This window comes from Comamonas sp. AG1104, from assembly GCF_003350425.1.
GTDB classification, from domain to species: Bacteria; Pseudomonadota; Gammaproteobacteria; order Burkholderiales; family Burkholderiaceae_C; genus Comamonas; species Comamonas testosteroni.
On sequence record NZ_QQAS01000002.1, the window covers coordinates 71,264 to 83,015 of the forward strand.

The following is an 11,752-nucleotide window of genomic DNA, read 5'->3' on the forward strand; positions in this document are numbered from 1 at the left end:
GTGCATCACATGCAAATCCGAACATGACAAGCGCCGCACCCCGCATCTTGCTGATTGAAGACGACGCCAGCATCCGCCGCTTTGTGCGCCTGGCACTGGAGGACGAAGGCTGGCAGGTATTCGAGTCAGAAACCGCCAGGCGCGGCCTGATCGAGGCCGCCAGCCGCCAGCCCGATGCCGTGGTGCTGGATCTGGGCCTACCCGATGCGGATGGCAAGACCGTGATTGCCGAGCTGCGCAGCTGGAGCCAGCTGCCGATTCTGATCCTGTCCGCGCGCGAGCGGGAAGAGGAAAAGGTGGCGGCGCTGGATGCCGGGGCTGATGACTACCTGACCAAGCCCTTTGGCGTGCCAGAGCTGCTGGCCAGGCTGCGCGTGATGCTGCGCCGCCGCCAGCAGGCGTCGGCGTCAGACAAGCCCGGCAGTTGTGCGCGTTTCGGTGCTCTGGTGGTGGATCTGGCGACGCACGATGTCAGGCGTGACGGTGTGGCCGTGCACCTCACACCCATAGAGTTTCGTCTGCTGGCGGCCCTGATTGCCGGCCATGGCAAGGTGCTGACGCATCGCCAGCTGCTGCTGCAGGTATGGGGGGCAGAATATCTGGACCGCCCTCACTATCTGCGCGTGCACATGGCCAATCTGCGCCAGAAGCTGGAGAGCGATCCGGCCCAGCCCCGGCATCTGGTAACCGAGTTGCAAGTCGGTTATCGCTTGGTGGGCCTGGAAGGCTGATTCCTTTATAATCGCCGTCCATCCGAGGAGCGTTGCAGCGTTCCCCCGGCCAGCCATGAGCTGGTCTGCGCGGGGCGTGAGGCTCGGATTTCATCCCGCAACGACGCTCGCCCACGCTTTCTGTGCGGTGAGCCGGTTCATTCCCCCTCTGCTGCAGAACGTGGTTTTTCATTCAAGATTTGGAGAAAACCATGAACGCTGCCGTGCGCTTCAACCCCGCTGATTCGGCCATTACCGATATTTCCCTGGCTGCCTGGGGCCGCAAGGAAATCAGGATCGCCGAAACCGAAATGCCTGGTCTGATGGCTGTGCGTGAAGAGTTCGCTGCTGCCCAGCCCCTGAAGGGCGCGCGTATCACGGGCTCGCTGCACATGACCATCCAGACAGCCGTGCTGATCGAGACGCTGACGGCTCTGGGCGCACAAGTGCGCTGGGCTTCGTGCAACATCTTCTCGACCCAGGACCACGCAGCAGCTGCCATCGCCGAAACCGGCGTGCCTGTCTACGCCATCAAGGGCGAGTCGCTGGAAGACTACTGGAACTACACCCACTCCATCTTTGAATTCGGCGCCGCCGGCACCGAAGGCGAAGGCCCCAACATGATCCTGGACGACGGCGGCGATGCCACCATGCTCATGCACCTGGGCAAGCGCGCCGAGAAGGACCTGTCCGTGCTGGCCAACCCCGGCTCGGAAGAAGAGCGCATCGTCTTCGCCGCCATCAAGGCCAAGCTGGCCGTGGACCCCACCTGGTACAGCCGCAAGTCGGCCCAGATCCTGGGCGTGACCGAAGAAACCACCACTGGCGTGCACCGCCTGAACGAAATGTCTGCCAACGGCAGCCTGCTGTTCCGCGCGATCAATGTGAATGACTCGGTGACCAAGTCCAAGTTCGACAACCTGTACGGCTGCCGCGAATCGCTGGTGGACGGCATCAAGCGCGCCACCGACGTGATGATCGCCGGCAAGGTTGCCGTGGTCGCCGGTTACGGCGACGTAGGCAAGGGCTGCGCCCAGGCGCTGTCTGCGCTGCGCGCTCAAGTGTGGGTGACCGAGATCGACCCCATCAATGCACTGCAGGCCGCCATGGAAGGCTATCGTGTAGTGACCATGGAATATGCCGCCGACAAGTGCGACATCTTCGTGACCACCACCGGCAACAAGGACATCATCCGCCACGAGCACATGGTTGCCATGAAGGATGAGGCCATCGTCTGCAACATCGGTCACTTCGACAACGAAATCGATGTGGCTTCGATCGAGAAGTACGAGTGGGAAGAGATCAAGCCCCAGGTCGACCACATCACCTTCCCCGACGGCAAGAAGATCATCCTGCTGGCCAAGGGCCGTCTGGTGAACCTGGGTTGCGCCACCGGCCACCCCAGCTTCGTGATGTCCAACTCGTTTGCCAACCAGACCCTGGCGCAGATCGAGCTGTTCACCCGCCCCGACGCCTACGAAGTGGGCAAGGTCTATGTGCTGCCCAAGGTGCTGGACGAGAAGGTCGCACGCCTGCACCTGAAGAAGGTCGGCGCCATGCTGACCGAGCTGAGCGACGAGCAAGCTGCCTATATCGGCGTGAGCAAGCAAGGCCCTTACAAGCCTGAAACTTATCGCTATTAATAGCACCCCCTGAGGCGCTTTGCGCCTTCCCCCTCTCTCTCTACGCGCTGCGCGCCAGGGGAGGGGGACGACAGCTTTGCTGCGCGGCGGCGCTTGCTCGCTGTTACTGGTGTGGATAGCGCCAGTATCGAGGTCGTCGTGGTTTTATTTGATAGCTGCTTGCGCACGTTATGTATTGATTTCAGATGGATATTTATCTGAAATCAAGCTGTATCAAGCGAATGCAGCTATCTAAAAAGATTTCTTTTGCCCGCTGCACCTTTGTGCAGCGCCTGGCGCTGGTTTATTTCAAAGGAAGCGACGCTATGCGCGCAGATGTTTTTTTGGTTGAAGCAGGTCATGCTGCCACCCGTTCCCAGGCCCAGCGCCTGATCGCCTCGGGTGTGGAGTGGCGCCTGACGCCGTTGGCGCCATGGAAGAAGGTGGCCAAGAACGGCGACGAGATTCCTGCTGGTGCCGAGCTGCAGCTGCTGGACGCCGCCGAGGCCAAATACATCTCGCGCGGTGGACTCAAGCTCGAGGGCGCGCTGGCCGCGACCGGCCTGAGCGTCAAGGGCTTGCGCTGTCTGGACGTGGGCCAGAGCACGGGCGGCTTCACCGATTGCCTGCTGCAGGCCGGTGCGACCCAGGTCATCGGCATCGACGTGGGTCATGGCCAGCTGCACGAGCGCCTGAAGAATGACGAGCGAGTGGTCTGCGTCGAGGGCTTCAATGCCCGCGCGCTGACGCCCGAGCTGCTGGAAAAGGCCTGCGATGAAGCGCTGTGCGAAGTCATCGAGGAAGAAGAGGACAACGACACCCAGCCTGTCGCCCCCTATGCCTGGATGCGCAACGGCGGTCAGGTCGATGAGGACTATGACGACAGCGACGATGCCAAGGAGCAGGATGTCGAGAGCTTCAAGGCCGAGCGCGCCGCCAAGGCCAAGGCACGGGCCGAAGGTCTGGCTCCGGTGGAGTTGCGCCGCAAGCCAGGCACCGAAAATATCGACATCACCCCGGCATTTGATTTCGTGACCGGCGATCTGTCCTTCATCTCGCTGACTCTGGTGCTGCCTGCCGTGGTGCAGCTGCTCAAGCCCCACGGCCAGTTGCTGATGCTGGTCAAGCCCCAGTTCGAGCTGCAGCCCGGCCAGATCGGCAAGGGCGGCATCGTGCGTGACCCGGCCTTGTACGCCGAGGTCGAAAAGCGCATTCGCGACTGCCTCGGCGATCTGGGGCTGAGCGTCAAGCAGTGGCTGGACTCGTCCATTGAAGGCGGCGACGGCAATCACGAATTCTTTGTCTGGGCCCAGCAGGGCGCTGAAGTCAAGGCTCCGGCCCCGGCTGTTGCAGACGAATCGGCTGCGGCCAGGCCGGCTGTCAAGGCGGCAGCCAAGCGCCCTTCGCGCGCCGACATCAAGGCCCAGCGCGCCAAGCAGGAGCTGTATGAAGACCCCGAGGTGGCCAGCTTCGGTCAGCCCGGCCCGGGCCGCAGCAAGCAGAAAAAACGCAACGAACGTTGAGCGTTGCGTAAAAAAGCGTGGCGGGTGCCGAGCCTTCGGAGCCCGCCCATGACCCAGGATTCAGAGACATAGACCGCCATGAGCTTTCCCGTCAGCTTCGAGTTTTTCCCCACCAAGACGCCCGAAGGCGCTGCCAAGCATGTGGGCGTGCGCCAGGCCCTGTATGCGCGCAAGCCCGAGTTCTGCTCCGTGACCTATGGCGCGGGCGGCTCCACCCAGGCCGGCACCTTCACCATGGTGCGCGACATTCAGAACGAGGGTGTGGGCGCGGCCTCGCACTTCTCCTGCATCGGCGCCACGCATGAAAAAGTGCGCGCCGAGCTGAACGAACTCAAGGCCATGGGCGTCAAGCGCATCGTCGCCTTGCGCGGCGACCTGCCCAGCGGCTACGGCCTGGGCGGCGAGTTCCAGTACGCCAGCGATCTGGTGGCTTTCGTGCGTCAGGGGTTCGGCGACTGGTTTCACATCGAAGTGGCCGCCTATCCCGAAACTCACCCTCAAGCAAAGTCCCCTCGCAGCGATCTGGACGCATTTGTTGCTAAAGTGCGCGCTGGTGCAGATTCCGCCATCACGCAATACTTCTACAATGCCGACGCATACATGCGCTTTGTCGATGAGGTGAGGGCTCTGGGGCTCGACGTGCCGGTCGTGCCAGGAATCATGCCTATTACCAGCTCTACACAGCTGATGCGCTTCTCGGATGCATGTGGTGCCGAGATTCCGCGCTGGATTCGTCTGCGTCTGCAGGCGTTCGGAGATGACACCGCTTCCATTCGTGCGTTCGGTCTGGATGTCGTGACTCATCTATGCGAGCAGTTGCGCAGCCAGGGTGCTCCCGGGCTGCACTTCTATACGATGAACCAGAGCGTCGCCACTCTGGAGATCTGCGATCGTCTGGGTCTGTAAGCCAAAAGCTTGCCGGCCGCGAGGCGGCCGGTCTTGGGCGGCTCTCACTTGAGCTTTCAAGGAGATTGCGCCCGTGCAACCGAAATTTTGGCGCTTGCGTTGTTGTCAGTGGATAGGTCTTGCCGTCGTCACCGCGACCATGGCCGGTTGTGCTCCACTGCAGGAAAAGCCCGAGGAGCAGCCTCCCGTCGTTCAGAGCCAGCCCCGAAAAAAGGGCGCGCAGCCCAGTGTCTCCGCCCCCCTGCTGCCCGACGCCTATGCGCGCAGCAACTATCGTGATAAAGGCCTGGGCGTCAAGGCCAACAAGCCTGCGGATGCCGACAAGGCAGACCTGCCCGAAGACAGCAGCAAGTACGAACTGAGCCCCCCGCGTGAAAGCGACCAGGCGGGCCTGGCCTCCTGGTATGGCGAGCAGTTCCACGGCCGCAAGACGGCCAGCGGCGAGCGCTTTGACAGCATGGACATGACGGCAGCGCACAAGACCCTGCCTTTCGGGACGCGCGTTTGCGTGCGTAGCTCCGTGACCGGCAAGAGCGTGGTGGTGCGTATCAATGACCGAGGCCCCTTCGCGCCCGGTCGCGTCATCGACCTGAGCAAGGCCGCGGCCCAGGAGCTGGGCATGCTCGGCCTGGGCATCAAGCCCGTGGAGCTGTGGCAGCTGGACGCCGACGAAGACGAGTGCCCGGCCACGCTCAATGCGTCAAGCCGAAAGCGTCACCCCAGTGTGGCGCAGGGCGCTGCAGCCGCCAAGACGCGCGCGGCGTCCGCGAATCAGCCCGCGCGCAAGGTCTCCCAGACCGCCAAGCGCAAGCGCTGAATCTTTATTGCTGGTTGAAGGCGACGCGCCGCCTGCAAAGCCGGTGCGCCCGGACTGCAGAGGGCCGGCAAAAAAGGTCGGCAAGAGCCGACCCGCAGCCGCGCAGTCAGCCGCCAGACTCCAGCGTGAATCCTGCATTGCTGTCCTGACCCAGCAGCTTGACCAGCTGCGGCATGGCGGGCTTGAGCTGATCCTTGAGATTGAACGGCGGGTTGATCAGGAACATGCCGCTGGCGGGCAGACCACCGCGTTCCGAGGTCTTGTTGCTCTTGACCGTGAGCGTGGCATGCAGCCAGCTCTTGCCGGCCTTGGTGGCCATGGTCTTGAGACGCTTGGGCAGATCATGGGCTTCGGGGCGCGGGATGATGGGGTACCAGACAGCGTAAGTGCCCGTGGGAAAGCGCTTGAGGCCGTCCGCCGCCATGTCCAGCACGCGGCCGTAGTCGGTCTTCAATTCGTAGCTCGGATCGCACAGCAGCAAGGCACGGCGCGATGGTGGAGGCAGGAATTTCTTCACGCCTTCAAAGCCATCCTCGTGCAGGATGGCGACCTGACGCCTGACTTCCAGCTGGGCCATGTTGCCGGTCAGCGAGCGCATGTCCGTGGGGTGCAGCTCGAAGGCCTTGAGACGGTCATGACCGCGCAGCAGTGCCTGGGTGATGAAGGGCGAGCCGGGATAGTTGCGGATGGCATTGCCCTGGTTGAAGCGGCGCACCATCTGCAGATAGTCCTGCAGCACCGGGGCCAGCTCGGCCTCCTTGGTGGCGGCCAGGCGCAGCACGCCTTCTTCGGCCTCGCCGCTCTTGCTGGCGTAGTCGCCGTCCAGGCGGTACAGGCCGGCTCCGCCGTGGGTGTCGAGCACCGTCAGCGCAGCCTCTTTTTGCGTGAGGTATTGCACGGTGGCAATCAGAACAGTGTGCTTGAGCACATCGGCGTGATTGCCTGCATGGAAGGCGTGGCGGTAACTGAACATAGAGATGGATGGTAACCAGCAGGGCAAGAGGGGAACAGCACTTTTTACCCTGTGGTCTTTAAAGGCTGTCGGCGCCTGGGTGCAGAGGGAGAAACAGGCGCTAGGGGCTGTTTCACAACAGGCTGCTGCACGAAAACACGCAGATTCTGGCGTTTTTGTATAATGGCGGGCTTCGCAGCGATTTTATGGTTCCCGCGGCGAAGGCTTGGGCCAAGTTTAAATTGGCCCGAGTAACCCCGCCTAAGAGGCTTCCTTTAAAAGACCTGTCTTTTTCAAGAAGAAGCACCGACCGCGGAAAAGGGACCGCCAAACCTTCTTGAAAGAGAAAACTCATGTCTACATTCAGCGCAAAGCCCGCTGAGGTGCAACACGAGTGGTTTGTGATTGACGCCACCGATAAGGTGCTCGGACGTGTCGCCAGCGAAGTGGCACTCCGTCTGCGCGGCAAGCACAAGGCCATTTACACACCTCACGTTGACACCGGTGACTACATCGTCATCATCAACGCCTCCAAGCTCAAGGTCACTGGTACCAAGAACCTGGACAAGGTGTACTACCGTCACTCCGGTTTCCCCGGTGGCATCACTGCTACCAACTTCCGCGACCTGCAAGCCAAGTTCCCTGGCCGTGCTCTCGAGAAGGCCGTCAAGGGCATGCTGCCCAAGGGTCCTCTGGGCTACGCCATGATCAAGAAGCTGAAGGTTTACGGCGGTGCTGAGCACCCCCATACCGCACAGCAGCCTAAGGCTCTGGAAATCTAAGGAGACCTAGATGATTGGTGATTGGAACAATGGCACAGGCCGTCGCAAGTCCAGCGTCGCTCGCGTGTTTCTGAAGAAGGGCTCCGGCAAGATTACTGTGAATGGCAAGGACATTCAGCAGTACTTCGGTCGCGAAACCTCCATCATGATCGCAAAGCAACCCCTGGTTCTGACTGAGAACCTGGAGACTTTCGACATTCAAGTGAACGTCCATGGCGGCGGCGAATCCGGTCAAGCCGGTGCAACCCGTCACGGCATCACTCGTGCCCTGATCGACTATGACGCAGCTCTGAAGCCTGCACTGAGCCAAGCCGGCTTCGTGACTCGCGACGCTCGTGAAGTCGAACGTAAGAAGGTCGGTCTGCACTCCGCACGCCGCGCCAAGCAGTTCTCGAAGCGTTAATCCGCGTCCCCTGCAGGAAAGACTCTGCGGAGTCTTTTCAAGAAAGGCCGCCTCGAATGCAAATTCCTGGCGGTTTTTTCATGGGCGGCATGCGCCTTGTCCAGCGCTTGCGCAAAGCCCCCACTTGCACTGGCGACAAAGAGATACGGCCGGTATTCCCGAGCCCCTTGCTGTACCATTTCAGGCAATCAAGAAACTACGGAGTAATGCCATGAGCGCCGTTGCTGAAACCACGACCACCGAAATGCCTTCCCCCATCGTCTTCACCGACAGCGCTGCTGCCAAGGTGGCCGACCTGATTGCCGAAGAAGGCAATCCCGATCTGAAGCTGCGCGTTTTTGTGCAAGGTGGTGGCTGCTCCGGTTTCCAGTACGGTTTCACCTTCGACGAGATCACCAACGATGACGACACCACCATGACCAAGAACGGTGTCTCGCTGCTGATCGACTCCATGAGCTATCAATACCTGGTGGGCGCCGAGATCGACTACAAGGAAGACCTGCAAGGCGCTCAGTTCGTGATCAAGAACCCCAATGCCTCGACCACCTGCGGCTGTGGCTCCAGCTTCTCGGTCTGAGTGAGATGATTGTCTGCGCGCCGGCCGCTGTGGTCTGGCGTTTGCATATTGCTTAAGCCGCTGCTTGTCAGCGGCTTTTTTGTTGCCTTGCCGCCTCGTTCCGGAGCTGCCCATGGGTGAGATGCCCGCCGCGCACCATAGTGCCCCCCACAAAGAAAGACTGCTGTGGCTGGTGGCCATAGGCTTTTTCATGCAGTCGCTGGACGCGACCATTCTCAACACGGCCTTGCCGGCGATGGCGACCGAGCTGGGCGAGAGCCCGATGAAGATGCAGTCCGTCATCGTGGCCTATGCGCTGACCACGGCCATGCTGATCCCGGCCACGGGCTGGGTGGCCGACCGCTTTGGCACGCGGCGCGTCTACGGCTGGGCGATCGGCCTGTTTGTGCTGGGTTCGGTGCTGTGCGCGCTCTCGCCCAGCCTGCCGTTTCTGATCGCGGCACGCGTGGTGCAGGGCGTGGGCGGGGCCATGATGCTGCCCGTGGGGCGGCTGGCCGTGCTGCGCACCTATCCGCGTGGCGAGTTCATCCGCGCCATGAGCTTTATTGCCATTCCGGGTCAGGTCGGCCCGCTGCTGGGGCCTACCCTGGGCGGCTGGATGGTGGAGTACGCCAGCTGGCACTGGATCTTCTGGATCAATGTGCCCGTGGGCCTGATCGGCCTGTGGGCGACCTGGCGCTGGTTCCCGCGCAGCGCGCCCGTGGCCGTGCACCGCTTTGACGGCACGGGCTATGCCATGCTGGCCTTCGGCATGGTGGCGATTTCCATCGCGCTGGACGGCCTGTCCGGCATGGGGCTGGGCATGGCGCTGGTGGTGGTGCTCATGGTGTTCGGCCTGGCCAGCCTGGCCAGCTACTGGATGCATGCGCTGCGCGTGGATGAGCCGCTGTTCCCGCCAGGCCTGTTCAAGGTGCGCTCGCTGCGAGTGGGTCTGCTGGGCAATCTGTTCACCCGCTTCGGCAGCGGCGCCGCGCCGTTCCTGATCCCGCTGATGCTGCAGGTCGGCCTCAAGATGTCGCCCATGAACGCGGGTCTGATGATGCTGGCCACCGTCACCGGCAGCATGCTGGTCAAGCGCATTGCCGTGCGCACGGTGCAGCGCTTTGGCTACAAGCGCGTGCTGCAGGTCAACTCGGTGATGCTGGCGGTGATGCTGGCTTCCTTCGGGCTGGTGGTGCCGGGAACGCCGGTCTGGTTGCTTCTGGTGCAGCTGTTCATCTTCGGCGGCTTCAACTCCATGCAGTTCTCGGCCATGAATTCGGTCACGCTCAAGGATATGGAGGGCGAGTCTGCCAGCAGCGGCAACAGCCTGCTGTCCATGGTGCAGATGCTGGCCATGAGCATGGGCGTGGCCCTGGCCGGCGCCTTGCTGACGGGCTTCAGCGATATGTGGCCGGCGCACAGCGACGAGCGCATGCAGGCCATTCGCGCCACCTTTGTGACGGTGGCGCTGATGACGCTGGCGGCAACACTGGTGTTCAGCCAGCTCGATGCCGACGAGCCTGTGCGCCCGGCTCCGGATGGTGGCGACGCCTGAAAATTTGATAGCTTATAGCGATTGTCAATAAACGATTTCAGATAGTTTTATTTATGAAATTGTTTATTGGAAGGCGCTATTAGCTATTGATTAAGTAGCACGACTCGGCTCCCGCTTCCTGGGACTTACCCGTAGGGAGCCGGGTTTTGTACGGGTTCTCCCTTGATTTTGGTCACGGATATATGACGCGCTACATAGCCCCTATGAGCGCGTCTGTATGAGAAGCTGCCCCTGCAGGCGTAGCCTTCGATCTTGACGAATGCTGCGTTTGGAATGCATCTTGCATGCAGGCATTCAATCTCACCCAGTCCCACGATCATGAGCACCAGTCAGAACTCTCAACCGATACGCTTCTTCCACCGCGGCGAGGTGGTGGAAGTGCAAGGCCCGCACCCCACACGCTCCGTGCTCCAATGGCTGCGCGAGGATGCCCATTGCACCGGCACCAAGGAAGGCTGCAACGAAGGCGACTGCGGTGCCTGCACGGTAGTCATCGGCGAGCTGGCCGAAGCCGGCGATACCGAGGCCGTCAACGGCCTGCGCCTGCAGACCGTCAATGCCTGCATTCAGTTTCTGCCCAGCCTGCATGGCAAGGCCTTGTTCACGGTGGAAGACCTCAAGAGCCAGTGCGCGGGCAAGTCTGCCTGCGCCGGCAAGCCCGCAGGCCCGCAAAGCCTGCATCCGGTACAGCAGGCCATGGTGGAGTGCCATGGTTCGCAATGCGGCTTCTGCACGCCCGGCATCGTGATGACGCTGTGGTCGGCCTATGAGCATCACCAGCAGCAGGGCAGCGAGCCCACGCGTCAGCAGCTGGCCGACGAGCTCTCGGGAAATCTGTGCCGCTGCACGGGCTACCGCCCGATTCTCGATGCCGGTCAGCGCATGTTCGATCTGCCTGCCGTGCGTCTGGATACGGCGCCCGTGGTGGCTGCACTGCAAGGCCTGCAGGCCGGCAATGCAGGGCTGAACTATGCGGCGCCCCAGGGCCTGCGCACCGACTTCTTCCATGCTCCGCGCACGCTGGCGGATCTGGCCAGCCTGTGCGAGGCCAAGCCCAAGGCGCGCATCGTGGCAGGCTCCACCGATGTGGGGCTCTGGGTCAACAAGCAGTTCCGCGATCTGGGCGACATGATTTACGTCGGCGACGTGGCCGAGATGAAGCGCATCGAAGTGCGGCCCGACGCCGAGGGCGGCGAGCTGTATATCGGCGCCGGGGCTTCGCTGGAATCGGCCTGGAGCGCGCTGGTGCAGCGCTGGCCCAGTCTGACCGATGTCTGGCTGCGCTTTGCCTCCACGCCCATCCGCCACGCGGGGACCATGGGCGGCAATGTGGCCAACGGCTCGCCGATCGGCGATTCGCCGCCGGTGCTGATGGCGCTGGATGCCCAGATCGAGCTGCGCAAGGGCGAGCGTGTGCGCCGCATGCCGCTGACGGAGTTCTATCTGGACTATATGAAGAACCAGCTGGAGGCAGGCGAGTTCGTGCAGGCCCTGGCGGTGCCGCTGGCGGCCATGCAGCGCCAGGTGCGCGGCTACAAGATCAGCAAGCGCTTCGACTGCGATATCTCGGCCCTGTGCGCCGGCTTTGCCATCGAGCTCGATGGCGAGATCGTGCAATCCATCCGACTGGCGTTTGGCGGCATGGCCGCCACGGTCAAAAGAGCGGCGGCCGCCGAATCGGCCCTGCTGGGCAAGCCTTGGAGCCTTGAAAACGTGAAGGCCGCGCAGGCCGCACTGGCCCAGGATTTCAAGCCCATGAGCGATATGCGCGCCAGCGCCGATTACCGCCTCAAGGTGGCGCAGAACCTGATCCAGCGTCTGTGGCTGGAAACCCGCGCCGATCAGCCGCAGGGCACTGATGCAACCAGTGTCTGGAGCGTGATGCCCCATGTCGTTCCCGCCGCCGTGGAGCAAGGAGTCTGA

At 62.2% G+C, this 11,752-nt stretch carries 11 protein-coding genes and 1 riboswitch; of the genes, 10 read left to right on the forward strand and 1 reads right to left on the reverse strand.

The features are described 5' to 3' along the window. The first annotated feature begins 23 nt into the window (after positions 1–23). The 5 genes from DFO48_RS04970 to DFO48_RS04990 all read left to right on the forward strand — a co-directional run bounded on the left by DFO48_RS04970 (position 24) and on the right by DFO48_RS04990 (position 5,578). Complete coding sequence (locus tag DFO48_RS04970; protein WP_003073053.1) at positions 24–731, forward strand: response regulator; 708 nt, start codon at positions 24–26, stop codon at positions 729–731. A gap of 18 nt (positions 732–749) precedes the next feature. Further along, positions 750–847: riboswitch (S-adenosyl-L-homocysteine riboswitch) on the forward strand. Positions 848–922: 75 nt separating this feature from the next. Continuing rightward, positions 923–2,353: an adenosylhomocysteinase gene (ahcY, locus tag DFO48_RS04975; protein ID WP_114862754.1), complete on the forward strand. Its 1,431-nt coding sequence runs from the start codon at positions 923–925 to the stop codon at positions 2,351–2,353. A gap of 305 nt (positions 2,354–2,658) precedes the next feature. Then, positions 2,659–3,855, forward strand: a complete 1,197-nt coding sequence (locus DFO48_RS04980; RefSeq protein WP_114863098.1) for a TlyA family RNA methyltransferase — start codon at positions 2,659–2,661, stop codon at positions 3,853–3,855. A 78-nt stretch (positions 3,856–3,933) separates the two neighbouring features. Next, on the forward strand, positions 3,934–4,761 hold the full coding sequence (metF, locus tag DFO48_RS04985) for a methylenetetrahydrofolate reductase [NAD(P)H] (RefSeq protein WP_003073048.1): 828 nt from the start codon (positions 3,934–3,936) through the stop codon (positions 4,759–4,761). A 139-nt stretch (positions 4,762–4,900) separates the two neighbouring features. After that, positions 4,901–5,578, forward strand: coding sequence for a septal ring lytic transglycosylase RlpA family protein (locus DFO48_RS04990; protein WP_003073047.1), 678 nt, complete (start codon positions 4,901–4,903; stop codon positions 5,576–5,578). A gap of 106 nt (positions 5,579–5,684) precedes the next feature. Here the strand turns inward: DFO48_RS04990 and DFO48_RS04995 are convergent, their stop codons facing one another. Beyond that, a complete protein-coding gene (locus DFO48_RS04995; RefSeq protein ID WP_114862755.1) occupies positions 5,685–6,551 on the reverse strand; it encodes a 23S rRNA (adenine(2030)-N(6))-methyltransferase RlmJ in 867 nt (288 codons plus the stop codon). 332 nt (positions 6,552–6,883) lie between these two features. Here DFO48_RS04995 and rplM point away from each other — a divergent pair, with 332 nt between their 5' ends. The 5 genes from rplM (at position 6,884) to xdhA (ending at position 11,752) form a co-directional block, all read left to right on the forward strand. Continuing rightward, positions 6,884–7,312 carry a 50S ribosomal protein L13 gene (gene rplM, locus DFO48_RS05000; protein ID WP_003059004.1) on the forward strand — a complete coding sequence of 143 codons (429 nt, stop codon included), beginning with the start codon at positions 6,884–6,886 and terminating at the stop codon, positions 7,310–7,312. A 10-nt stretch (positions 7,313–7,322) separates the two neighbouring features. Continuing rightward, the gene (rpsI, locus tag DFO48_RS05005) at positions 7,323–7,715 is read left to right on the forward strand and encodes a 30S ribosomal protein S9 (protein WP_003059002.1); all 393 of its coding nucleotides are present in this window, start codon (positions 7,323–7,325) and stop codon (positions 7,713–7,715) included. 211 nt (positions 7,716–7,926) lie between these two features. Next, complete coding sequence (erpA, locus tag DFO48_RS05010; protein WP_003059000.1) at positions 7,927–8,292, forward strand: iron-sulfur cluster insertion protein ErpA; 366 nt, start codon at positions 7,927–7,929, stop codon at positions 8,290–8,292. Positions 8,293–8,356: 64 nt separating this feature from the next. Next, the gene (mdtD, locus tag DFO48_RS05015) at positions 8,357–9,829 is read left to right on the forward strand and encodes a multidrug transporter subunit MdtD (protein WP_114862756.1); all 1,473 of its coding nucleotides are present in this window, start codon (positions 8,357–8,359) and stop codon (positions 9,827–9,829) included. Between the two features lie 318 nt (positions 9,830–10,147). Next, positions 10,148–11,752, forward strand: a complete 1,605-nt coding sequence (xdhA, locus tag DFO48_RS05020; RefSeq protein WP_003073039.1) for a xanthine dehydrogenase small subunit — start codon at positions 10,148–10,150, stop codon at positions 11,750–11,752.